This is a genomic window from Streptomyces sp. NPDC079020 (genome assembly GCF_044542225.1).
Lineage (GTDB): Bacteria > Actinomycetota > Actinomycetes > Streptomycetales > Streptomycetaceae > Streptomyces.
Genome location: NZ_JBITUB010000001.1, coordinates 344468 through 367000, shown reverse-complemented (window position 1 = coordinate 367000; position 22533 = coordinate 344468). Strand labels below are relative to the sequence as shown.

The 22533-nt window shown below is 71.2% G+C and carries 21 protein-coding genes and 1 riboswitch; of the genes, 16 read left to right on the top strand and 5 right to left on the bottom strand.

The window, feature by feature from the left end; genetic code table 11:
• Nucleotides 1-22: 22 nt before the first annotated feature.
• Nucleotides 23-424, bottom strand: a complete 402-nt coding sequence (locus ACIGJO_RS01705; protein ID WP_399950469.1) for a hypothetical protein — start codon at nucleotides 422-424, stop codon at nucleotides 23-25.
• A 187-nt stretch (nucleotides 425-611) separates the two neighbouring features.
• Here ACIGJO_RS01705 and ACIGJO_RS01700 point away from each other — a divergent pair, with 187 nt between their 5' ends.
• From ACIGJO_RS01700 to ACIGJO_RS01675, 6 genes are all read left to right on the top strand, one after another.
• Nucleotides 612-1232, top strand: coding sequence for a heme-copper oxidase subunit III (locus ACIGJO_RS01700; protein WP_266807862.1), 621 nt, complete (start codon nucleotides 612-614; stop codon nucleotides 1230-1232).
• Nucleotides 1233-1287: 55 nt separating this feature from the next.
• A complete protein-coding gene (locus ACIGJO_RS01695; RefSeq protein WP_399950467.1) occupies nucleotides 1288-2097 on the top strand; it encodes a c-type cytochrome in 810 nt (269 codons plus the stop codon).
• The gene (locus ACIGJO_RS01690) at nucleotides 2094-3146 is read left to right on the top strand and encodes a Rieske 2Fe-2S domain-containing protein (RefSeq protein WP_399950464.1); all 1053 of its coding nucleotides are present in this window, start codon (nucleotides 2094-2096) and stop codon (nucleotides 3144-3146) included. The genes ACIGJO_RS01695 and ACIGJO_RS01690 overlap by 4 nt, the downstream gene beginning before the upstream one ends.
• On the top strand, nucleotides 3143-4792 hold the full coding sequence (locus ACIGJO_RS01685; RefSeq protein WP_399950461.1) for a cytochrome bc complex cytochrome b subunit: 1650 nt from the start codon (nucleotides 3143-3145) through the stop codon (nucleotides 4790-4792). The genes ACIGJO_RS01690 and ACIGJO_RS01685 overlap by 4 nt, the downstream gene beginning before the upstream one ends.
• Before the next feature lie 122 nt (nucleotides 4793-4914).
• The gene (gene trpD, locus ACIGJO_RS01680) at nucleotides 4915-5979 is read left to right on the top strand and encodes an anthranilate phosphoribosyltransferase (RefSeq protein ID WP_399950458.1); all 1065 of its coding nucleotides are present in this window, start codon (nucleotides 4915-4917) and stop codon (nucleotides 5977-5979) included.
• Between the two features lie 84 nt (nucleotides 5980-6063).
• Nucleotides 6064-6181: riboswitch (SAM riboswitch) on the top strand.
• Nucleotides 6182-6353: 172 nt separating this feature from the next.
• On the top strand, nucleotides 6354-7730 hold the full coding sequence (locus ACIGJO_RS01675; protein WP_399950455.1) for an aminotransferase class V-fold PLP-dependent enzyme: 1377 nt from the start codon (nucleotides 6354-6356) through the stop codon (nucleotides 7728-7730).
• Nucleotides 7731-7810: 80 nt separating this feature from the next.
• Here ACIGJO_RS01675 and ACIGJO_RS01670 read toward each other — a convergent pair whose 3' ends face one another.
• Nucleotides 7811-8092 carry an Lrp/AsnC family transcriptional regulator gene (locus ACIGJO_RS01670; protein WP_123470113.1) on the bottom strand — a complete coding sequence of 94 codons (282 nt, stop codon included), beginning with the start codon at nucleotides 8090-8092 and terminating at the stop codon, nucleotides 7811-7813.
• Nucleotides 8089-8841: a rhomboid family intramembrane serine protease gene (locus ACIGJO_RS01665; protein ID WP_399950451.1), complete on the bottom strand. Its 753-nt coding sequence runs from the start codon at nucleotides 8839-8841 to the stop codon at nucleotides 8089-8091. The genes ACIGJO_RS01670 and ACIGJO_RS01665 overlap by 4 nt, the downstream gene beginning before the upstream one ends.
• Before the next feature lie 200 nt (nucleotides 8842-9041).
• On the opposite strand from ACIGJO_RS01665, the gene ACIGJO_RS01660 reads away from it, so the two are divergent.
• The 5 genes from ACIGJO_RS01660 (at nucleotide 9042) to ACIGJO_RS01640 (ending at nucleotide 14572) form a co-directional block, all read left to right on the top strand.
• A complete protein-coding gene (locus ACIGJO_RS01660; protein ID WP_018555472.1) occupies nucleotides 9042-9284 on the top strand; it encodes a hypothetical protein in 243 nt (80 codons plus the stop codon).
• 37 nt (nucleotides 9285-9321) lie between these two features.
• Complete coding sequence (locus ACIGJO_RS01655; RefSeq protein ID WP_399950448.1) at nucleotides 9322-10683, top strand: NYN domain-containing protein; 1362 nt, start codon at nucleotides 9322-9324, stop codon at nucleotides 10681-10683.
• Nucleotides 10684-11003: 320 nt separating this feature from the next.
• On the top strand, nucleotides 11004-12032 hold the full coding sequence (locus ACIGJO_RS01650) for an NlpC/P60 family protein (protein ID WP_399950445.1): 1029 nt from the start codon (nucleotides 11004-11006) through the stop codon (nucleotides 12030-12032).
• 235 nt (nucleotides 12033-12267) lie between these two features.
• Nucleotides 12268-13296, top strand: coding sequence for an NlpC/P60 family protein (locus ACIGJO_RS01645; RefSeq protein WP_399950442.1), 1029 nt, complete (start codon nucleotides 12268-12270; stop codon nucleotides 13294-13296).
• Nucleotides 13297-13375: 79 nt separating this feature from the next.
• On the top strand, nucleotides 13376-14572 hold the full coding sequence (locus ACIGJO_RS01640) for a hypothetical protein (protein ID WP_399951667.1): 1197 nt from the start codon (nucleotides 13376-13378) through the stop codon (nucleotides 14570-14572).
• On the opposite strand, the gene ACIGJO_RS01635 is transcribed toward ACIGJO_RS01640, so the two are convergent.
• Nucleotides 14548-15834: a glycosyltransferase 87 family protein gene (locus tag ACIGJO_RS01635; RefSeq protein WP_399950439.1), complete on the bottom strand. Its 1287-nt coding sequence runs from the start codon at nucleotides 15832-15834 to the stop codon at nucleotides 14548-14550. The two genes, ACIGJO_RS01640 and ACIGJO_RS01635, sit on opposite strands and share 25 nt — an antisense overlap.
• A gap of 127 nt (nucleotides 15835-15961) precedes the next feature.
• On the opposite strand from ACIGJO_RS01635, the gene ACIGJO_RS01630 reads away from it, so the two are divergent.
• Nucleotides 15962-17104, top strand: a complete 1143-nt coding sequence (locus ACIGJO_RS01630; protein WP_399950436.1) for a glycosyltransferase family 4 protein — start codon at nucleotides 15962-15964, stop codon at nucleotides 17102-17104.
• A gap of 125 nt (nucleotides 17105-17229) precedes the next feature.
• On the opposite strand, the gene ACIGJO_RS01625 is transcribed toward ACIGJO_RS01630, so the two are convergent.
• Nucleotides 17230-19026 carry an AMP-dependent synthetase/ligase gene (locus ACIGJO_RS01625; protein WP_399950433.1) on the bottom strand — a complete coding sequence of 599 codons (1797 nt, stop codon included), beginning with the start codon at nucleotides 19024-19026 and terminating at the stop codon, nucleotides 17230-17232.
• 317 nt (nucleotides 19027-19343) lie between these two features.
• On the opposite strand from ACIGJO_RS01625, the gene ACIGJO_RS01620 reads away from it, so the two are divergent.
• The 4 genes from ACIGJO_RS01620 to ACIGJO_RS01605 all read left to right on the top strand — a co-directional run bounded on the left by ACIGJO_RS01620 (nucleotide 19344) and on the right by ACIGJO_RS01605 (nucleotide 22465).
• A complete protein-coding gene (locus ACIGJO_RS01620; RefSeq protein WP_399950430.1) occupies nucleotides 19344-20162 on the top strand; it encodes a metallophosphoesterase in 819 nt (272 codons plus the stop codon).
• A gap of 86 nt (nucleotides 20163-20248) precedes the next feature.
• Entirely contained in the window at nucleotides 20249-20698 is a 450-nt protein-coding gene (locus tag ACIGJO_RS01615) for an SRPBCC family protein (protein WP_399950427.1), read from the top strand.
• Between the two features lie 4 nt (nucleotides 20699-20702).
• On the top strand, nucleotides 20703-21902 hold the full coding sequence (locus ACIGJO_RS01610; RefSeq protein ID WP_399950425.1) for an ArsA family ATPase: 1200 nt from the start codon (nucleotides 20703-20705) through the stop codon (nucleotides 21900-21902).
• Nucleotides 21903-21985: 83 nt separating this feature from the next.
• On the top strand, nucleotides 21986-22465 hold the full coding sequence (locus ACIGJO_RS01605) for a DUF5304 domain-containing protein (protein ID WP_399950422.1): 480 nt from the start codon (nucleotides 21986-21988) through the stop codon (nucleotides 22463-22465).
• Nucleotides 22466-22533 lie beyond the last annotated feature (68 nt).

Sequence of the window (22533 nt, the reverse complement as noted above, 5' to 3'; positions counted from 1 at the left end):
TCCCCAGGGCCCTGCGGGGCCCTCAGGCCCCCACGGAGAGCCGGGAGCGCAGCAGGGCGGCCAGGGCGTCCGCGAACTCGACCGGTTCGACCGGCAGGGTCACCGCGGCGTCCGCGCGGCTCCAGGTGGCCAGCCAGGCGTCCTGCGGGCGGCCGATCAGCACGAGCACCGGCGGGCAGCCGAAGATCTCGTCCTTGATCTGCCGGCAGACGCCCATGCCGCCCGCGGGAGCCGTTTCCCCGTCCAGCACGCAGATGTCGATGCCGCCGCCGTCCAGCGCGGACAGGACGGCGGGCAGGGTGGCGCACTCCAGGAACTCCACCGGTGGCACGTCCGCCGCAGGCCTGCGACCGGCTGCCAGCCTCACCTGCTCGCGGATGTTGGCGTCGTCGCTGTAGACCAGGACCGTGGCGGTCGGCTGCATTGTTCCTCCGTGACATCTGTGTCTTCGGGGCTCTCGGGGCATGAACCGATGCGCGGATCGTACTCCGACCGACAGCCTGTCAGCACCGGTAATGACACCGATTCGATGGGCCGTTCGGGGAGGACACACCCCGCTGACACACCGAACGGCACCCCCCGGAGTGAGGGCGGGATAAGCGACCGACATAATGTCGGTCGTGGCGACAGCAACGACAGTAGAAACCGGGCACGCGCACCCGTCGGTCAATCGACCGAACCTCACCAGCGTCGGAACCATCATCTGGTTGAGTTCCGAGCTGATGTTCTTCGCGGCCCTCTTCGCGATGTACTTCACCCTGCGATCGGTGATGGGACCGGATCACTGGAAGGAGATGGCTCATCATCTGAACTTCCCGTTCTCGGCGACGAACACCACGATCCTGGTGCTTTCCTCACTCACCTGCCAGCTCGGCGTTTTCGCCGCGGAGCGGGGCGATGTGAAGAAGCTCCGCACCTGGTTCATCATCACCTTCGTGATGGGTGCGATCTTCATCGGCGGCCAGGTCCTGGAGTACACCGAGCTGGTCAAGGACGCGGGGCTCTCCCTGTCGTCCGACCCGTACGGCTCGGTGTTCTACCTGACCACCGGCTTCCACGGTCTGCATGTGACAGGCGGTCTCATCGCCTTCCTGCTGGTTCTCGGCAGAACATACGCGGCCAAGAGGTTCACCCACGAACAGGCAACCGCCGCCATCGTCGTGTCCTACTACTGGCACTTCGTCGATGTCGTGTGGATCGGCCTCTTCGCCACGATCTACATGATCAAGTAACCGGGCTCGCACCCACCCACCATCGACGCAGAAGATCCTGACACCGGGGTAATCCGTGAAAAAGCTCTCCGCACGACGACGCCATCCACTGGCGGCGATCGTCGTACTACTCCTCGCGCTGGCGGCTACCGGGGGGCTGTACGCCGCGTTTGCGCCTGCGGGCAAGGCGCAGGCCGATGAAACCGCCCAGTCCCTCGCCATCGAGGAGGGCAAGAAGCTCTACTCCGTCGGCTGCGCCAGCTGCCACGGAGCCGGCGGTCAGGGCACCACCGACGGGCCGCAGCTTGTCGGCGTGGGCTCCGCCGCCGTCGACTTCCAGGTCGGTACGGGCCGTATGCCGGCACAGCAGCCGGGCGCCCAGGTACCGAAGAAGAAGGTCATCTACACCCAGGCCGAGATCGACCAGCTCGCGGCGTACGTGGCGTCGCTCGGCGCCGGTCCGATCACGCCGACCGAGAAGCAGGTCGACCCGGCGGGGGCAGACGTCGCCAACGGCGGCGACCTGTTCCGCACCAACTGTGCCCAGTGCCACAACTTCACCGGTGAGGGCGGCGCGCTGACACACGGCAAGTATGCCCCGACCCTCGAAGGTGTGAGCCCGAAGCACATCTACGAGGCCATGCAGACCGGCCCGCAGAGCATGCCCTCCTTCCCCGACACCACGATGCCGGAGCAGGAGAAGAAGGACATCATCGCGTACATCAAGACCGTCAACGGTTCCGAGTCCGAGAACCCCGGAGGACTCTCCCTCGGCGGACTCGGACCGGTCAGCGAGGGTCTGTTCGCGTGGATCTTCGGGCTGGGCGCACTGATCGCAGTTGCCGTTTGGGTCGCGGCCCACACCGCTAAGGCCAAGAAGTCATGAGTAGCCAAGAGATTCCAGAAGAGACCCTGCCCGCAGAGCAGGAGACCGCGCACGGCGCGGTAGAGGGTACGGACGACCCGTTCGCCGACCCGGGGCTGCCGGCCCACAAGCCGCGCATCCAGGACATCGACGAACGTGCCGCGAAGCGCTCCGAGCGGGCCGTCGCGTTCATGTTCACCCTGTCGATGCTGGCGACGGTGGGCTTCATCGCCTCCTACGTCATCTTCCCGGTGGACAAGATCGTCTACATCTGGCCCTTCGGCCATGTGAGCGCGCTCAACTTCTCCCTGGGTGTGACCCTCGGTGTGGCGCTCTTCTTCATCGGCGCGGGGGCCGTCCACTGGGCGCGCACCCTGATGTCCGACGTGGAGGTCGCCGACGAACGGCACCCCATCGAGGCGGAGCCCGAGGTCAAGGCGAAGGTTCTCGCCGACTTCAAGGCCGGTGCCGAGGAGTCCGCCTTCGGACGGCGCAAGCTGATCCGTAACACCATGTTCGGCGCGCTGGCCTTGGTGCCGCTCTCCGGCGTGGTCCTGCTGCGCGACCTCGGTCCGCTGCCGGAGAAGAAGCTCCGCCACACCCTGTGGGCCAGGGGCAAGCAGCTCATCAACATGAACACGATGGAGCCGCTGCGTCCCGAGGACATCGTCGTCGGTTCGCTGACCTTCGCCATGCCCGAGGGGCTGGACCCGGAGGCGCACGACTTCCAGACGCAGATGGGCAAGGCGGCCCTGATGATCGTCCGCATCGAGCCGGACGACATCAAGGACAAGCAGCAGCGCGACTGGGCCCACGAGGGCATCGTGGCCTTCTCGAAGATCTGCACCCACGTCGGCTGCCCGATCAGCCTGTACGAGCAGCAGACGCACCACGTGCTCTGCCCGTGCCACCAGTCCACCTTCGACCTTTCCGACGGCGCTCGCGTCATCTTCGGTCCGGCCGGTCACCCTCTCCCGCAGCTGCGGATCGGCGTGAACACTGAGGGCAACCTTCAGGCGCTCGGCGACTTCGATGAGCCCGTCGGTGCTGCCTTCTGGGAGCGCGGATGAGTACTTCGACGACCAACACAGCGACCGCTGACGCGGCGAGCGCGCGCAAGGCGCCCGCCGGTGAGCGGGTGGCCGACTGGGCGGACGGCCGGCTGGGCATCTACAGCCTGGCCAAGGCCAACATGCGCAAGATCTTCCCGGACCACTGGTCCTTCATGCTCGGTGAGGTCGCGCTCTACAGCTTCATCATCATCATCCTCACGGGTGTGTATCTGACGCTGTTCTTCCACCCGAGCATGAACGAGGTCGTGTACCACGGCTCGTACGAGCCGATGCAGGGCATCCGGATGTCCGAGGCCTACGCCTCGACGCTGGACATCAGCTTCGACGTCCGCGGTGGTCTGCTCATGCGGCAGATCCACCACTGGGCCGCGCTGATCTTCCTCGCCGCCATGTTCGTGCACATGATGCGCGTCTTCTTCACGGGTGCGTTCCGCAAGCCGCGTGAGATCAACTGGCTGTTCGGCTTCCTGCTGTTCGTGCTGGGCATGTTCACCGGCTTCACCGGCTACTCCCTGCCGGACGACCTGCTCTCCGGTACGGGTGTCCGCTTCACCCAGGGCGCGATCCTGTCCATGCCGATCGTGGGCACGTACATCTCGATGTTCCTGTTCGGTGGAGAGTTCCCCGGCGGCGACTTCGTCGCCCGGTTCTACTCGGTCCACATCCTGCTGCTGCCGGGCATCATGCTCGGTCTGCTGGTCGCTCACCTGATCCTGGTCTTCTACCACAAGCACACGCAGTTCGCGGGTCCGGGCCGGACCAACAAGAACGTCGTCGGCATGCCCCTGCTGCCGGTGTACATGGCGAAGGCCGGAGGGTTCTTCTTCCTGGTCTTCGGCATCATCGCCCTGATCGGGGGCATCGCCTCGATCAACCCGATCTGGGCCATCGGCCCGTACCGCATCGACCAGGTCTCCACTGGTGCCCAGCCCGACTGGTACATGGGCTTCACCGAGGGTCTGGTGCGCGTGATGCCGGGCTGGGAGATCAACCTCTGGGGCCACACGCTGGTCCTGGGTGTGCTCATCCCTCTGGTGGGCTTCGGTGTCATGCTCGGCGCGATCGCGCTCTGGCCGTTCCTCGAGTCCTGGATCACCGGGGACAAGCGCGAGCACCACATCCTGGACCGCCCGCGCAACGCCCCGACCCGTACGGCCTTCGGCGTCGCCTGGATCACGGCGTACTTCATCGCCCTCGTCGGTGGTGGCAACGACCTGTGGGCCACGCACTTCCACCTGTCGCTGAACGCCATCTCGTGGTTCGTCCGGATCTTCTTCTTCGCCGGACCGGTCATCGCGTTCATCGTCACCAAGCGGATCTGCCTCGGCCTCCAGCGCCGCGACAAGGAGAAGGTGCTGCACGGACGTGAGTCCGGCATCATCAAGCGCCTGCCGCACGGTGAGTTCGTCGAGATCCACGAGCCGCTCAGCCAGGGCCAGCTGCACACGCTCACGGCGCACGAGCAGTACAAGCCGGCCGAGATCGGCCCCGCGGTCGACGAGAACGGCGTCAAGCGGAAGGTCTCCCTGCTGGAGAAGCTGCGCGTCAAGCTCAGCAAGGGCCTCTACGGCGAGGGCAACCAGATCGCCAAGCCCACCGCCGAGGAGTACAAGGAGATCACCAGCGGCCACGGTCACCACTGATCGCCTGAACTGATCGCCACAGCGGGAGCCCCGTCCATTCGATGGACGGGGCTCTTCGCTGTCCCCGGCGCTGGATAGGGTGGAGCCATTCCCTTTACCGGCTGTGGACCCTGGAGCGGACCATGAACGTTGTGACCCCGAACGGCGGCGACAGCGTGGCGGACCGTTCCTGGCCCGGCGTGCTGAACCCGCTGCTGCGCCGCGAGGACCTCACGTCGGACGACACCGCCTGGGCCATGGACCGCATCATGAGCGGCGAGGCGACCGACGCGCAGATCGCCGGCTTCGCGGTCGCGCTGCGCGCCAAGGGCGAGACGGTCGACGAGGTCTCCGGACTCGTCCGGGCGATGTACGAGCACGCCAACACCATTCACGTACCGGGCCGCACGGTCGACATCGTCGGCACCGGCGGGGACCTGGCCAGGACGGTCAACATCTCCACGATGGCGGCGATCGTCATCGCGGGCACCGGTGCCAAGGTGGTCAAGCACGGCAACCGTGCCGCCTCCTCGGCCAGCGGTTCCTCCGACGTACTGGAGAAACTGGGCGTCAACCTCGACCTCTCCCCGCAGCGGGTCGTCGCGGTGGCGGAGGAGGCGGGCATCACCTTCTGCTTCGCCGTGAAGTTCCACCCCGCCCTGCGGTACGCGGCCAAGGCCCGCAAGGAGCTGGGCGCGCAGACCACCTTCAACATCCTGGGGCCGCTGACCAACCCGGCCCGGGTGCGGGCCCAGGCCGTCGGTGTCGCCGACGCGCGGATGGCGCCCATCGTCGCGGGCGTGCTCGCCGACCGGGGCAACTCGGCGCTGGTCTTCCGCGGCGACGACGGCCTCGACGAGCTGACGACCACGGCCACCTCACGGGTCTGGGTGGTCCGCGACGGCCGGGTGCGCGAGGAGGCCTTCGACCCGCGCGACGTGGGCCTGGAACTGGTGCCGGTCGAGGCCCTGCGGGGGGCCGACGCCTCGTACAACGCCGATGTCGCCCGCCGCCTGCTGGACGGTGAGCGGGGACCCGTACGCGATGCCGTGCTGCTCAACGCGGCCGCGGCCCTGGTCGCGCTGGACGGGGGCGGGGGCACGCTGAACGAGCGGATCGCGGCGAAGACTTCCGAGGCCGCCGAGTCGGTCGACTCCGGTGCGGCCAAGCGGGCCCTGGAGCGCTGGGTGGCGGTCAGCAACGCCTGAACGCGCGCGGTGTGGCCGAGGGCGCAGTCCGGATGACGGACTGCGCCCTCGCGCATGCCGGTACGTATGGCAAGATGCTGCGCAGGTCATGAGTGACAGCGACTACGGCCCCGGCCCGCTGTCCGGCAACCCTCCGTCCGTGGCGGGGTGCCCCGGGTGAAGACCAGGCCGTAGGCAGCGAGGTCTGCGGCAAGCGCGGGCCCCTCGGCATCGATGCATGCCAACCCCCGGGGTCCTGGTCCCTAGGGAGCCTCTTGTGAGCAAGCGAATGCGATAGGGCTCGACGCCCTTCTCCGCGCACCTCTTTTCCCTCTCCTGCGCTGCCGCGTATCCGCCGGCGCATGGATTTCGCCTGCCTGTTACGGGAGTTCGCCATGTCTGTCTCCACCGCTGCCACCGACCGTTCCCTTTGTGCCCCTCTGCCGGTTCTGGGGGAGAACGTCACTGTTCCGCTGGTCACGGGTGGAGAGGTCACCTACGCGGCGCTCGACTACGCGGCGAGTGCCCCGGCGCTCCAGCGGGTGTGGGACGACGTCGCCGCGTACGCCCCGTACTACGGCAGCGTCCACCGCGGCGCCGGATACCTTTCGCAGCTGTCCACCGACCTGTTCGAGAACAGCCGCGCGGCCGTCGCGGAGTTCCTCGGCTGCCGGGCCGAGGACCAGGTGATCTTCACCCGCTCGACCACGGACTCGCTCAACCTGCTGGCCGCCGTAGTCCCCGCCGACTGCCAGGTGTTCGTGTACGAGACCGAGCACCACGCCTCCCTGCTGCCCTGGCGCGACGCCCGGGTCACCTACCTCAACGCGCCGCGCACCCCGGCCCAGGCGGTCGAGACCCTGGAGCGGGCGCTCGCCGACCGCGACCCCTACGGCCCGGCCCTGGTCTGCGTCACCGGCGCCTCCAACGTCACCGGTGAGCTGTGGCCCGTGAAGGAACTGGCCGCCGCCGCCCACGCGCACGGTGCCCGGATCGTCCTGGACGCCGCCCAGCTCGCCCCGCACCACCCCGTGGACATCGCCGCGCTGGACGTCGACTGGGTCGCCTTCTCCGGACACAAGCTGTACGCGCCGTTCGGCTCCGGTGTCCTCGCGGGCCGCGCCGACTGGCTCCAGGAGGCCGAGCCCTACCTGGCCGGCGGCGGCGCCTCCCGCAAGGTCGCCCGGCGCGCCGACGGCGGCGTGGACGTGGACTGGCACACCACCGCGGCCCGCCACGAGGCCGGTTCGCCCAATGTCATCGGCGTCTACTCCATCGCCTCCGCCTGCAAGGCGCTGACCGAGGCCGGCTTCGAGAGCCTGGTCGCCCGTGAGCAGCGGCTCGTCGCCCGGGTCCGCGCGGGACTCGCCGAGGTCCCCGAGGTCAAGGTGCTCTCGCTGTTCGGCGACGACGCCCCGCGGGTCGGCGTCATCTCGTTCGTGGTGGAGGGCTGGAACAGCTCGCACTTCGCCGCCGCGCTCTCCGCGGAGTACGGCATCGGTGTGCGCGACGGTCTGTTCTGCGCCCACCCGCTGGTCCGCACCCTGCTGGGCAGCGACCCGCAGGACCCGGGGGAGTGCGGCGCACCCGAGGCCGAGCCGGGCGAGCGCTCGCTGAACGCCATCCGGGTCAGCTTCGGCGCGGGTACGCCGGACGAGCACATCGAGCGCTTCGTGCGGGCGGTCGGGGAACTGGTCCGCGAGGGTGCCCGGTGGCAGTACCGCACCGAGGGCGGCCGCTGCGTCCCGGACCGGGGTGCCGCACAGGTCTGACCCGTGGACACGGGTACGGGAAACGGCTTCGGCCGGGTACGGGGCAGCCGCCCCGTACCCGGCCGAAGCCGTACCCGCCGCTACGCGTCCAGGCCGATGGCGAAGGCCGCCTCCAGGTCATGCTGCGAGTACGTACGGAACGCCACATGGGTGTCGGTCCCCTCGACGCCCGGGATCTTGCTGATCCGGCCGGGGATGACATCGGCGAGATCGTCGTGCTTGGCCACCCGGACCATGGCGATGAGGTCGTACGTACCGGTGACGGAGAAGACCTCGCTGACACTGTCCAGCGCGGCGACGGCCTCGGCGATCTCGGGAATCCGGTCCACGCTGGTCTTGATGAGCACGATCGCGGTGATCACGGCTGGCTTTCTCCCTCGGTGGCCGTGGTGGGACTCTTCACTCTAGCCCCACCCCGACAGCGCCCCCAGGCGTAGAGGAACCCGGCGGCGAACCCCGCCACATGCGCCAGATAGGCGACCCCGGGACCGCTGCCCGCGGCGCGGGCAGCCAGCCATTGGAGGACGAACCAGAAGATCAGCACGATCCAGGCGGGGAAACGCAGCGGCAGGAAGAAGAGGAACGGGAAGAGGCTGGTGACCCGGGCCCTGGGGAAGAGGCGGAGGAACGCGCCGAGCACGGCGGAGATCGCCCCCGACGCGCCGACCAGGGTCTGGCCGGACCCGGCGTGGGTCGCCGCGTAGCAGACCAGGGCCAGGTAGCCGCAGCCGAGATAGAAGAACGTGAACTCCGCGCGGCCCATCCGTTCCTCGGTCATCGCGCCGAACACGTACAGAAAGAGCAGGTTGCCCAGCAGGTGCAGCCAGCTCCCGTGCACGAACAGGGCGGTGAGCGGGGTGAGCGCCGCGTGCGCGGAGCCGTCCCAGAGCTCGGCGGGGATGACGCCCCACCGCTCGAAGTACGCGGCCTGTGCGGCGAGCAGGGTGTCGCCGGTGCCGTAGCCGGGGCTGAACCCGGACAGCGGGCCGACCAGGAAGACGGCGCAGCTCAGCGCGATCAGTCCGTAGGTGACCGGAGCGCCGCCCGCCGCGGCCGCGGCCCGGATTCTTCCGGCCCTGTCCCGCCAACCGGCGTCCCGCCAATCGATCATGCACAGAGCATGACGCACCGGTGGAGAAGCGGACAGAGCGCCTCGCCGTATCGATGGGTATACGCGAGGCCGTAGGGTTGCGCCAGGACTTCCGCAGTTCGACGGCGCACCGCGAGATCCTTGGAAACAGGACAGCACGGGACCCGGCCGCGCGTGGCTGAGGCCCGGTGGACGGACGAACGACGAAAGAGGACGCAACGATGACGACGGTTCCCCAGCCGACCGACGCTACTCGCTGGCGCTGCACGCTCTGCGGCAATCTCACTCGCTTCGATGTGACGAGGTCCTCCAAGGTCGTCGAATACGTTCATCTCGACCTGGCCGGGGAGTCGAGTGTCGAGGAGCGCGAGGTGGTCAGTGAGACCATCGAGTCGGTCCGGTGTCGTTGGTGCAACGCGGTGGACCAGATCGAACTGGTGGACAGGCCTGGTGCCGACTCCTGAGGGGGCCGCCCGGACAGACAATTTGGGGTGACGGATGGTGGAGCAGCCGACTAACGGCGCCGAACCGGCCGATGCGGCCGACGGTGCCGTCGAGGTGCTCGACCGCCCGCTGCCCGAGGGCGTACGGCGGCGGGTCGTCGCGCTGGTCGCGGAGGCCTTCGGCGGCCTGACGGTCAGCGAACTGCCCGCCCAGCTGCGGCAGTATGCCCGTTTCACCCCGTCCCGGCGTGCCAAGTTCGCCGGGAACGCGATGGCGGCTGCCCTGGCGAGCGATCCGCTGTTCCGGCAGCGCATCGGCGAGCGGATCGCCCAGTCCCAGCCCGAGCTGGCCGGCGCGCTGGAGGCGGGCGCGCCGCCCGCCGCCGCCGATCCCGTCGATGTGGCCGCGGCCGCCTATGTGCTGCGCCCGGCCGGCTGGGTCAAGCTGGTCGGGGCCGCCGGCGAGGAGGTCCAGCGCGCCGACGCGGAACGGGCCGACGAGGAGACCCGGCGTGAGCTGGAACGGCTGCGCGAGGAGCTGGCCCAGGCGCGGGCGCTGACGCGGAGCGAGACGGAGCGGCTGCGCAGCGAGCTGGACGCGGCCCGCAAGGAAGCCGAGTCCCTCCACCGCAAACTGCGCAGCGCGCAGAGCGAGGTGAAGCGCAGCGAGGCGGCGCTGCGCCGGAGCGCGGCCGAGGCCGACGCGCTGCGGGCCGAGGCGGCCGCGCAGGTCTCCGCGGCCGAGAGCGAGTCGCGGCGGCTCAAGGCACGGCTCGGCGAGGCGGAGTCGTCCGTCGAGGCGAGCCGCAGAGCGGCCAGGGAGGGGCGCTCCGTCGAGGACATGCGCCTGAGGCTGCTGCTCGACACGGTGCTGGACGCGGCCCGCGGGCTGCGCCGCGAACTGGCGCTGCCGCCCTCGACGATCCGTCCCGCCGACAGTGTCGAGGCGGTGGAGCCGGGCCGGATGTCGCCCAAGGACATTGCCGCCAGGGCCCTTTCGGAGACGGACCCGGCGCTCCTGGACCAGCTGCTCGCGCTGCCGCAGGCGCATCTGATCGTGGACGGCTACAACGTCACCAAGACCGGATATCCGCAGATGCCGTTGGAGAAGCAGCGGTTGCGGCTGCTGGGCGGCCTCTCGGTGCTCGCGGCGCAGACCGGCGCCGAGATGACCTGTGTGTTCGACGGGGCCGAACTGGCCGCGCCGGTGCTGCTCGCCCCGCCGCGCGGGGTCCGGGTGCTGTTCAGCAAGGCCGGGGTCACGGCGGACGAGCTGATCCGTCAACTGGCCCGCGCGGAACCGCCCGGCCGGCCCGTCGTGGTGGTCTCCACCGACCGTGAGGTGGCGGACGGGGTGGCCAAGGCCGGGGCCAGGCCGGTCGCGTCCGCCCTGCTGTTGAAACGGCTCTCCCGTGTCTGAGGGGGCATGGCGGGAGATGACCGGCTAGTTCGGCATGCGTGACATGTGCAGCATGCCGGGATTTCCGGAACGTACCGTCAAGTCGTCGCTACACGCGGTGCGATGTGTGTAAAGAAGTACCTGAAGTGGTGAGTTTTTTCTTGTGAGGATTTGAACTGATCACAAGATGGTCACTAAGGTCAGGCCTCGAACCTTCGCACGGTTGATCACCCATTCGGGGTGACGGCGAAGGCACCGCCGAGTCCGTGACATGCACGGAGCCGGGGATCCACGTCCCCCACAGCCCGGTAGGCGGCTCGAGGAAGAAGGAGCTCGCCTTCGTGGCGTCCCACCGTCGTCCCAAGCAGCCGAGCCGCGCCCGCGTGAACGTGCTCACCGCGGCCGCCGCTGCGGCAGTGGCCCTGTCCTCCCAGGCCGCCCACGCCGACCCCAAGCCGAGCAAGGCCGACGTCAAGGCGGAGGTCGACAAGCTCTACCACGAGGCGGAGGCGGCCACCGAGAAGTTCAACGGGGCCAAGGAGCAGCAGGACAAGCTCAAGAAGCAGGTCGACGCGCTCCAGGACAAGGTCGCCCGCGGCCAGGAGGAGCTCAACACCCTGCGCGGCGAGCTGGGTTCGATCGCCACCGCGCAGTACCGCTCCGGCGGTATCGACCCGTCCGTCCAGCTCTTCCTCGCCTCGGACCCGGACGACTTCCTCGACCAGGCCTCCGCGCTGGACCAGCTGACGGCCAAGCAGACCGAGTCGCTCCAGAAGATCCAGTCCAAGCAGCGCACCCTCGCGCAGCAGCGCAAGGAAGCGCAGGCGAAGCTGGGCGACCTCGCCGAGGTCCGCAAGACGCTCGGCGAGAACAAGAAGAAGTCCTCGGCCAAGCTCGCCGAGGCCCGGCGACTGCTCAACACCCTGACCGTCGCCGAGCGCGCCAAGATGGACGCGGACGAGCAGCGCGCCAGCCGCGCCGCGGGCGACCGGGTCGAGCTGGGCAACGAGGTTCCCGCCTCCGCCCGCGGCGCCGCCGCCCTCCAGGCCGCCGCGACCCAGATCGGCAAGCCGTACTACCCCGGCGGCACCGGCCCCGGCTCCTTCGACTGCTCCGGGCTGACCCAGTGGGCCTACGCCCAGGCCAACGTCCAGATCTCCCGCGTCACCTACACCCAGGTCAACGACGGCCAGCGGATCGGGCGCAGCGCGCTGAAGCCCGGCGACCTGGTGTTCTTCAACAACACGTCGCACGTGGGCCTGTACGCGGGCAACAACCAGATCCTGCACGCCCCGAAGCCGGGCGCCTTCGTCCGGTACGAGTCGATGAACTACATGGGCACCTTCCAGTTCGGCGTCCGCGTCGGCTGACGCCCGAACGGGCGAATTACGCCCCGCTCCACTGACGCCCCGCCCCGCCGGAGACCGAGGTCACCGGCGGGGCGGAGCCGTATGACACCCCCGCGCGCGCCCGGCGCGGTCCTTGGCCGCCGCGTAGCCGTCCGATTACTGTCTGGCTGCTGTGCAGCTCCCGGTCGTCGGTCCGCCCGCCCCGGGCGGCAGGGGCTGCGCACCTCTGCGTCAGCGGAAGGAAGTGCGGCTTCCTGTGGTGTCCCATCACCGTTCCACTCAGTCCGGCCTCGGCCGGAGCGTCCGGGCCACTGTCCTCACGGCCGCCGCGGCCACCGCGGCCGCGACGCTCACGGGGGCCCCGGCGAGCGCCGACCCGCAGGACAGCCCCGAGGCGGCCAGGGCCGAGGTCGACCGGCTGTACCGCGAGGCGGAGCGGGCCACCGAGGAGTTCAACGAGGCCGGGGAGCTGGTCGACCGGCTGCGCGGCGAGGTGGACCGCGCCCAGGACCGCGCGGCGCGCGGCCAGGAAGGCATCAACCGGATGCGTACGGCGCTCGGTTCGCTCGCCGGCGCGCAGTACCGCTCCGGCTCCATCGACCCCTCGCTGGCCCTGCTGTTCTCCTCGGACCCCGACACCTATCTCGACCGGGCCGCCACCCTGGAACGGGTGAACACCCGCCAGTCACTGGTCCTGGACAGGCTCCGCCGGGCCCAGCGCAAGGTCGCGCAGACCCGCGCGGAGGCCGCCGGATCGCTGGCCGGCCTCGAAGCCGGCCGGAACGCCGTCATCCGCCACAAGCGCACCGTCGAGGCCAAGCTCGCCCGCGCCCGCCAACTGCTGGAGGCGCTGCCCGCCGGGGAGCGCGCGTCCTTCGACCGGGCCTCGCGCTCCGGCCGCGACGGGGCGGTGGACCTCACCGGCGTCCTCCCCGGTTCGGCGAGGGGGACGGCCGCCGTGGCGGCGGCCACGCGGGCGCTCGGCCGTCCGTATGTGTGGGGGGCCGAGGGGCCCTCGGGATTCGACTGCTCCGGGCTGATGCGCTGGGCGTACGCCCAGGCCGGGGTCGGCCTGCCGCGCACCTCGCAGGCCCAGCGGTACGCGGGCCGGATGGTGCCGCTCTCCCAGGCGCGGCCGGGAGACCTGGTGGCCTACCGCGCGGACGCCGGCCACATCGGGATGTACGTGGGAAACGGCCAGGTCATCCACGCCCCCTACCCCGGGGCCAGGGTGCGCTACGACCCCGTCGGCATGATGCCCGTCTCCTCGGTCACCCGTATCTGACCGTACGATCGGCAGGGTGGCTGTTCTCAGGGGTGACGCGCGGCGGGGCAGACCCCGCGGACGGCGTACGGCGGGTGCCGTGCTCGCCGGTCTGCTGCTGACGTCCGCCTGCGCCGGTCCCGACGCCCCCGCCACCGGTCCCACGGCCCGGGAGGTCGGTGCCGTCCTGGACGACCGGGCCGCCGCCGTCCTGGCCCACGACACCGCCGCCTTCCTGTCCGTGATCGACCCCCGGGCCACGCGGCTGCGGGCCGCCCAGCGCACCGAACTGGCCAACCTCGCCGACGTACCCCTGAAGTCCTGGACGTACGAGCTGAAGGGCGTCAGCGGGCACGGCGAGCGCAGGGCCACCGCCGATGTCGAGCTGCGCTACCGGATCGCCGGATACGACAGCGCCCCGATGGCCACCCGCCGCACCCTGGAGCTGACCCGCGCCGGGGCCGGGGAGCGCTGGTACATCGCCGCCGACCGGCCGGGCAAGGACGCCGCGGACCAGCTCTGGCAGCAGGGCGACGTCCAGGCCGTGCGCGGCGCGCACAGCCTCGTCCTGGGCGTCGGCCGGGACCCGGGGGAGCTGCGCCGGGTCGCGGACACCGCCGACCTCGCCGTTGTGGCCGTCTCCGGAGCCTGGCCCCGGTCCTGGGCGCGCCGGGTGGTGGTGCTCGTACCGGACTCCGTCGAGGACATGGCGAAGCTGCTGGGCTCACCGGAGGCGAGCTACCGGGGCATAGCCGCCGTCACCACCGGCGAGGTCGGCGGCACCGGCCGGCGCCCGGCCCTGGCCGACCGGGTGATCGTCAACCCGCAGGCGTACGCGATGCTCGGCACCTTCGGCCAACGGGTCGTCCTGACCCATGAGACCACCCACGTCGCGTCCCGGCCCGGGACGTCCGCGGCCACCCCGATGTGGCTCTCCGAGGGCTTCGCCGACTGGGCGGCCTACCGCGCGGAGTCCCGCCCGGCGGAGCAGATCGCGCCCGAACTGGCCCAGGCCGTACGGCGCGGCGAGCGGCCCGCCGGACTGCCCGCGGACAAGGACTTCGCCTTCACCGGGGACGCCGGGCAGCTCGCCAGGGCCTACGAGGGCGGCTGGCTGGCCTGCGCGCTGATCGCCGAGCGGTGGGGCGAGGAGAAGCTGATCGCCTTCTACGAGGCCGTGGGGCGCCACCCGGGCCGGGAGGGGTCCGTCGAGCACGCGCTGCGCACCGTCCTCGACACGACGCCCCAGGACCTCACGGCGTCCTGGCGCGACTACCTCAGCGCCCGGCTGGGCTGAGCGGCCGCCCCGGGCACGGTGTCCGCCGCGCCCCCGGCCGGTCGCCCCGCGGGCCGCCCGCGCCCCGGCACCGTCTCCCGCCACAGCCGCCGCCCGGCGATGACGGAGGCCGCCACCAGCAGACCGTTGCGGACCACCAGCAGACCCACCCCCGTCGCGTCACTGGCCACCACATGCCCGAACCCGAGCGGGAACTCCAGCAGCGTGGCGCCGGCCGCCAGCAGCACCAGACAGGCGGGCAGCACCGTCCGGCCGTCCCGGAACACCAGACAGACCGCCGCGAGCCCGACCAGCCACACCAGGTACTGCGGGCTGATCACACGGCTGGTCGTGGTGAACAGCAGCACCGCGGTGAACGCCGCCTCCGCCGGAGTACGGACCGAGAACTCACGGGCCCGCAGCCGCCACACCAGCAGCCAGCCGAACGCCGGCAGGCTCAGCCCCAGCGCCAGCGCCGAGACCAGCGGCACATGGGGTCCGAGGAACTCCAGCGAGCCGTAGTGCAGCTCCACCCGTCCCTCCCAGCCGAAGTGCCGGGCCACGTGGAAGAACAGCGCCCCCAGCGACTCGATCTCGGTGCCCCGCTCCCGCTGGAACTCCAGGAACGCGAACGCGCCCGGCATGGCCAGGGCGCACCCCGCGGCCACCACCGCACCCGTCACCGCCGCAGAGACCCATGCTCCGCGCGTCGCCCGCCCGCGCCGGGTGCCCACCAGCAGCAGCACCGGCCACACCTTCAGCAGCGCCCCGAACCCGGCCAGCACCCCCAGCGCCCGGGGGCGGCGAAGCCCGGCCAGCAGCGCCGCCACGGCGAGCGCCGTCACCATCAGGTCGTACCGGGCGTACGCGGTCGGACCCAGCAGCGGCACCCCCGCCACCCAGACCCACGCGCCCGCGTCCCGTATCCCGGGGCGCCGCCCGGCGTACAGCAGCAGCCCCAGGACCAGCGCGTCGCACAGCAGCACCAGCACGAAGAACGCCGCCGCGTACTCCAGGAACGGCAGCAGCGCCGGGGACAGCATGGCCAGCGCGGCGGCGGGCGGGTACTGCCAGGTGATGTCGTCCAGCGGGTACGTGCCGGTGCGCAGGACGTCGTACCAGCCCCGGTAGATCACCGAGACATCCACCGTGACGTCCGGGCCTGGCACCGTGAACACCTTGAACACGCACAGCAGCAGCGCGGCCCTGGTCAGTGCCCACACCGCGAGCGGCAGCAGCCGCGCGCCAAAGGCTCCCGTCGCCGCACCCTTCACCGGCCCCATCCGCCGCCCCGTCCGTCCCGCTCGTCGCCGTCCCGCCGCGTGTCCGTCCCGTGTTCCGGGGGAGCCATGATGCCGTCGGGGCCGTGCGTGATCCATGAAGCGCGGCCGTTGGGTACTGTCGGCGGCGATGGACAAGACCTTGATCGTGACGAACGACTTCCCGCCCCGCCCCGGCGGTATCCAGGCGTTCCTGCACAACATGGCGCTGCGCCTGGACCCCGGACAGCTCGTCGTCTACGCCTCGACCTGGAAGCGGAGTGCCGAGGGTGTCGCGGCCACCGCCGCCTTCGACGCGGAGCAGCCGTTCACCGTCGTGCGCGACCGCACGACCATGCTGCTGCCGACCCCGCGGGTCACCCGGCGGGCCGTGGGGCTGCTGCGCGAACACGGCTGCACCTCCGTCTGGTTCGGCGCCGCCGCCCCGCTCGGTCTGATGGCGCCGGCCCTGCGCAGGGCCGGCGCCCGCCGCATCGTGGCCACCACCCACGGGCACGAGGCGGGCTGGGCCCAGCTGCCCGCGTCCCGGCAGCTGCTGCGCCGGATCGGCGAGGGCACGGACACCATCACCTACCTCGGCGAGTACACCCGCTCCCGCATCGCCGCCGCGCTCACCCCCGAGGCGGCCGGCCGGATGGTCCGGCTGCCGCCCGGGGTCGACGAGAAGACCTTCCACCCGGCGTCCGGCGGGGACCGGGTCAGGGCCCGCCTGGGCCTCACCGACCGGCCCGTCGTCGTCTGTGTGTCGCGGCTCGTGCCGCGCAAGGGCCAGGACACGCTGATCCTCGCCATGCCCGCGATCCTGGCGCAGGTGCCGGACGCCGTGCTCCTGATCGTCGGCGGCGGCCCGTACGCCAAGGAGCTGAAGCGGCTGGCCGCCGAGACGGGCGTGCTGGACTCGGTGCGCTTCACCGGCCCGGTGCCGTGGGCGGAGCTGCCCGCCCACTACGGCGCGGGGGACGTCTTCGCCATGCCGTGCCGCACCCGGCGCGGCGGGCTCGACGTCGAGGGCCTGGGCATCGTCTACCTGGAGGCCTCCGCCACCGGACTGCCGGTGGTGGCGGGCGACTCGGGCGGTGCCCCCGACGCGGTGCTCGACGGGGAGACCGGGTGGGTGGTGCGCGGCGGGAACGCCGAGGAGTCGGCCGACCGGATCGTCACGCTGCTCGGCGACCCGGAGCTGCGGCGGAGCATGGGGGAGCGGGGCCGGGCCTGGGTCGAGGAGAAGTGGCGCTGGGACCTGCTCGCCGAAGAGCTGAGGACACTGCTCTGAGCCGGGCGCGCGGCATCAGGGCGTCCGAGGCCCCAGGGCCACCGGGCGGGCTGCTTGCAAGGCTCCGGCCGGACATGCGAAAGGGGGCCGCGCACACCGTGCGGGCCCCCTTTCGCGTACGTGCGTCAGGCGCGGTAGATCGACTCGACCTCGTCCGCGAAGTCCTTCGCCACCACATTGCGCTTCAGCTTCAGCGACGGCGTGATGTGGCCCGCCTCCTCGGTGAACTGCGTCGGCAGGATGCGGAACTTGCGTACGGACTCCGCCTTGGACACCGCGGCGTTGCCGTCGTCCACCGCCCGCTGCACCGCGGCCAGCAGATCGGCGTCCTCGCGCAGCGACACCGCCGTGGAGCCGGCCGGCTTGCCGTGGTCCTCGGCCCAGCGGACCAGGAACTCCTCGTCGATGGTGATCAGCGCGCCGATGAACGGCCGCCCGTCGCCGACCACCATGCACTCGGCGACCAGGGCGTGCGCGCGGATCCGGTCCTCGATGACGGCGGGGGCGACGTTCTTGCCGCCCGCCGTGACGATGATCTCCTTCTTGCGGCCGGTGATCGCGAGATAGCCGTCCTCGTCGAGTGTGCCGATGTCACCCGTGTGGAACCAGCCGTCGGCCAGCGCCTCGGCCGTCGCCGCCTCGTTGTTCCAGTAACCGGTGAACAGGTGCTCACCGTGCAGCAGGACCTCGCCGTCGTCGGCGATCCGGACGACCGAACCGGGCAGCGGCTGGCCGACCGTACCGATCTTCTGCCGGTCCCACGGGTTGAACGCGGTCGCCGCACACGTCTCGGTGAGGCCGTAGCCCTCCAGCACCGTGAAGCCGATGCCCCGGTAGAAGTGCCCGAGCCGCTCGCCCAGCGGGGCGCCGCCGGAGATCGCGAACTCGCCGCGCCCGCCGAGCACCGCGCGGAGCTTGCCGAAGACCAGCTTGTCGAAGAGCCTGTGCTTGAGCCGCAGACCGAGCGAGGGGCCCTGCGCGGTGCCCAGCGCGCGGCTGTAGGCGATCGCGGTGTCGGCCGCCCGGTCGAAGATCCTGCCCTTGCCGTCGGCCTGCGCCTTGGCGCGCGCCGCGTTGTAGACCTTCTCGAAGACCCGCGGCACACCGAGGATCAGCGTCGGCCGGAACGTGGCCAGTTCATCGGTGAGGTTCTTGATGTCCGGCACACAGCCGAGCCTGATCGGGGCCATCACGGCGGCCACCTCGACCAGCCGTCCGAAGACGTGCGCGGCGGGCAGGAAGAGCAGCACCGAGCACTCGCCGGTACGGAAGAGGGGCTTCAGCCGCTCCACCACGTTGCCGCACTCCGCGAAGAAGCTGCGGTGCGTCAGCACACAGCCCTTGGGGCGGCCCGTGGTGCCGGAGGTGTAGACGATGGTGGCCGGGTCGTCCGCCCTCGCGCTCACCATGCGCAGGTCCAGGGTCTCGTCCGAGACCTCGCCGCCGGCCGCGGTCAGCTCGTCGACCGCGCCCTTGTCGATCTGCCACACGTGCGACAGCTCCGGCAGCCGGTCCCGTACCGAGGTGACCGCGCCGACGTGCCCGTCGCTCTCCACGAGCACCGCGACCGCGCCGGAGTCACCGAGGATCCACTGGATCTGCTCGGCGGAGCTGGTCTCGTAGACCGGCACGGTCACCGCGCCCGCACTCCAGATCGCGAAGTCCAGCAGAACCCACTCGAAGCGCGTGCGGGACATCAGGGCGATCCGGTCGCCGGGCTGCACGCCCGAGGCGATCAGCCCTTTGGCGGCGGCTCTCACCTCGGCCAGGAACCGGGTGGCGGTGACATCCGTCCAGACACCGCCCACCTTGCGGCTCATCACCGCGACCTCAGGATGCTGAGCGGCATTGCGGCGGATGAGATCCGTCAGGTTGCCGTCCGTCGGGACCTCGTAAAGGGCCGGAAGGCTGAACTCGCGCAAGACTGCTGCTCCTCATCGGGCTCCGGTGCCACGGCTCTGTGTGGCGCACCGGCTGCGGTCCAAGATTGGCAGGTGCTCCGTGGGGTGAGCACGACTGGACTGCCCGGACGTTACCCACCGGTACATGGTTCCCGATAGGGGGTTCCGGCCAGATGTCTTATGCATCACACACATGGGTGGTCCTTTCGCGCACAGTAGTCCACGCCTGTGACGACCCGGAAGTAACCGCAGGTCCGGCCGCCCCTTGCTCCTGACCCCGCCGGCCCGTTCTCCGGACGGGCGGCGCCGCGTGCCGGACAGCCCCTAGGGTGAACGGCATGCGAGGCAGCGAACAGGACGTTCGGCACGGCCGGGACGCGGCCGCGCGCCGCCCCACACGTGTCCATGTGGTGAGCGATGTGCACGGCAACACCGAAGCGCTGGCCCGCGCCGGGGACGGTGCGGACGCCCTCGTCTGCCTGGGTGACCTGGTGCTCTTCCTCGACTACGCCGACCATTCGCGCGGCATCTTCCCCGAGCTCTTCGGCGAGCGGAACGCGGACCGCATCGTCGCGCTGCGCACCGAACGCCGCTTCGAGGAGGCGCGTGAGTTCGGCCGCTCGCTCTGGGCGGGGAGGGACCGCAACGCCGCGATCCTCGGTGCGGTGCGCAAGCAGTACGCCGAGCTGTTCGCGGCCTTCCCCACCCCGACGTACGCCACCTACGGCAATGTCGACGTCCCCGTCCTGTGGCCCGAGTACGCGGGCCCCGGCACCACCGTCCTGGACGGTGAGCGCGTGGAGATCGGCGGCCGGGTCTTCGGCTTCGTCGGCGGCGGGCTGAAGACCCCGATGAACACCCCGTACGAGATCAGTGACGAGGAGTACGCGGCCAAGGTCGAGGCGCTCGGTCCGGTCGACGTGCTCTGCTCGCACATCCCGCCCGAGGTGCCGGAGCTGACGTACGACACCGTCGCCCGCCGTTTCGAACGCGGCAGCCGGGCCCTCCTCGACGCCATTCGCAGGACCCGCCCCCGGTACGCGCTGTTCGGCCATGTCCATCAGCCACTGGTCCGCAGGATGCGGATAGGGACCACCGAGTGCGTCAACGTCGGGCACTTCGCCTCGACCGGGGTGCCCTGGGCCCTCACCTGGTGAACGGGGCGAGGCCGGGCACGCGATAGCCTGCAACCGGCAGGCTCCTGCCGAACGCGACCGGTACACCGCACTGGAGGGCCACGGCGATGGCTGAACACACCAGCTCGAGCATCACGATCGAGGCGGCACCGGCCGACGTCATGGGCGTGATCGCCGACTTCGCCCGCTACCCGGAGTGGACCGGCGAGGTGAAGGAGGCCGAGGTCCTGGCCACCGACGACCGCGGCCGCGCCGAGCAGGTCCGGCTCGTCCTGGACGCCGGAGCGATCAAGGACGACCACGTCCTCGCCTACACCTGGACCGGTGAGAACGAGGTCAGCTGGAGCCTGGTGAAGTCCCAGATGCTGCGCGCCCTCGACGGCACCTACGCCCTGGCGCCCGTCGGCGGCGGCGACCGCACCGAGGTCACCTACCGGCTCGCGGTCGACGTCAAGATCCCGCTCCTCGGCATGATCAAGCGCAAGGCGGAGAAGGTCATCATCGACCGCGCCCTGGCCGGCCTGAAGAAGCGCGTCGAGTCCGTCCCGCAGGCCTGACCCGGTGCGTACGGTCCTGGTCACCGGTCCCGGCGGCGCAGGCCGTACCACCGTCGCGGCGGCGACCGCGCTGGCGGCCGCCCGCAGCGGCCGCCGCACCCTCCTGATCTCCGCCGACACCGTCCCCGGCTTCCCCGACGGCCCGGAACCCGCCGAGGTCACCGGCCACCTGTACAGCGCCCGCGTCGACTCCGGTGCCCACTTCCGCGGCGAACTCCTCGAACTCCAGAACCGGGCCGCGGGCGCCCTCGAACTCCTCGGCGCCAACCGGCTGGACGGCGAGGAGCTCACCGAGCTGCCCGGCAGCACCCCGCTCGCGCTGCTGCACACCCTGCGCCGCGCGGCCGAGGGCGACTGGGCCTCGCCCGAAGCCGGCTACGAGGTCCTCGTCGTCGACCTGCCACCGCTGCGCGAAGCCCTCGCCCTCCTCGCCCTGCCCGAACAGCTGCGCCGCTATCTGCGCCGGCTGCTCCCCCAGGAACGGCAGGCCGCCCGCGCGCTGCGCCCGATGCTCGCCCAGCTCGCCGGGGTCCCGATGCCCGCCCAGTGGCTGTACGAGGCGGCCGCCCGCAAGGACGCCGAGCTGGCCGCCGTCCAGGCGCTGATCGAGGACCGCGCGACCACCGTCCGCCTGGTCGCCGAACCGGGACCCGCCGCCGAGGACGCGCTGCGCACCGCCCGCACCGGCCTCGCCCTGCACGGGCTGCGCGTCGACACCCTGGTGGCCGGCCGGGTGCTTCCCCGGCACTCGTCCGACCCCTGGTTCGCCGGGCTCGCGGCCCAGCAGGAGAAGTGCCTGGACCACTGGCGCGCGGACCGGGCCCCCGGCACCCCCCTGTGCGAGGTGCCCCACCTCGGGCGCGACCCGCGGGGCCTCGACGACCTCGGCGCCCTCGCCCCCGCCGTGCCGGACGAGCGGGCTCCGGGGCGGGCGGACGACCCCTGGTGGATCGAGGAGGCCCCCGCCGAGGAAGGCCGCGAGCGGGCGCTCGTCTGGTGCCTGCCGCTGCCCGGAGCCGCCAAGTCCGACCTCCGGCTCGTCCGCCGCGGCGACGAACTGATGCTCACCGTGGGCCCGTTCCACCGGATCGTGCGGCTCGAATCCGGGCTGCGGCGCTGTACCGTCTCGGGCGCGGCACTCCACGAAGGTGTGCTGCGCGTCCGGTTCACCCCGGACCCGGCGCTCTGGCCGCGCACCCCCTGAACGGGACACCACCGTTCGGGTAACGTCGGTAGTACGTGTTCCGTACGGCCCGTCGCCGGCAACCCGCGTCGCAGGAGTCAGCCATGAGTGAAGCCACCGATCGTCCCGTCGACGGCGACGCGTGGGCCGAGGCCTGCGCCGAGGACCTCAAGGCCGAGAAGGCCCGCCGCCGCGCCGAGTACGGCCCGCAGCCCGGCTCCGCAGCCGAAGAACTGCGCAAGCTGGTCGACGCCGTGGCCGACAAGGTCGCCTCCTTCCAGTCGCCGCTGCTCGGCGTGGCCGCGCAGGGAGCCGTGCAGCAGGTCATCCAGCAGGCGAAGACGGCCGTCGAACCCGTCATCGAGCGCAATCCCGACCTCTTCGATCATCTCGCGGCGGCGGGCAATGAACTCCTGGCCGCCTACCGCTCGGCCGTCGAGGGCCAGGAGGGCCGCTGGACCCGGACGACGGAGGGTGCCGGAGGCAGCGGCGGTCCCGCCGGTACGCAGAAGAAGGCGGCCGAGGACCCCTCCGACCCGAGGGACGAGGGCCCCGCCGGGAGCGAGCACATCGACCTGGACTGACCCGCGCGGAACGGGTCCGCCGGGGCGGACGGACGGACCGGGCGGTGCCCTGCCTCGGGTACGGTTGG

Coding starts and splice junctions, on each gene's coding strand:
- ACIGJO_RS01675 (WP_399950455.1), top strand. CDS start 6,354: ATGTCTGTCTCCACCGCTGCCACCGACCGTTCCCTTTGTGCCCCTCTG.
- ACIGJO_RS01665 (WP_399950451.1), bottom strand. CDS start 8,841: ATGATCGATTGGCGGGACGCCGGTTGGCGGGACAGGGCCGGAAGAATC.
- ACIGJO_RS01615 (WP_399950427.1), top strand. CDS start 20,249: ATGGCTGAACACACCAGCTCGAGCATCACGATCGAGGCGGCACCGGCC.
- ACIGJO_RS01690 (WP_399950464.1), top strand. CDS start 2,094: ATGAGTAGCCAAGAGATTCCAGAAGAGACCCTGCCCGCAGAGCAGGAG.
- ACIGJO_RS01660 (WP_018555472.1), top strand. CDS start 9,042: ATGACGACGGTTCCCCAGCCGACCGACGCTACTCGCTGGCGCTGCACG.
- ACIGJO_RS01620 (WP_399950430.1), top strand. CDS start 19,344: ATGCGAGGCAGCGAACAGGACGTTCGGCACGGCCGGGACGCGGCCGCG.
- ACIGJO_RS01705 (WP_399950469.1), bottom strand. CDS start 424: ATGCAGCCGACCGCCACGGTCCTGGTCTACAGCGACGACGCCAACATC.
- trpD (WP_399950458.1), top strand. CDS start 4,915: ATGAACGTTGTGACCCCGAACGGCGGCGACAGCGTGGCGGACCGTTCC.
- ACIGJO_RS01685 (WP_399950461.1), top strand. CDS start 3,143: ATGAGTACTTCGACGACCAACACAGCGACCGCTGACGCGGCGAGCGCG.
- ACIGJO_RS01605 (WP_399950422.1), top strand. CDS start 21,986: ATGAGTGAAGCCACCGATCGTCCCGTCGACGGCGACGCGTGGGCCGAG.
- ACIGJO_RS01700 (WP_266807862.1), top strand. CDS start 612: ATGTCGGTCGTGGCGACAGCAACGACAGTAGAAACCGGGCACGCGCAC.
- ACIGJO_RS01630 (WP_399950436.1), top strand. CDS start 15,962: ATGGACAAGACCTTGATCGTGACGAACGACTTCCCGCCCCGCCCCGGC.
- ACIGJO_RS01635 (WP_399950439.1), bottom strand. CDS start 15,834: ATGGGGCCGGTGAAGGGTGCGGCGACGGGAGCCTTTGGCGCGCGGCTG.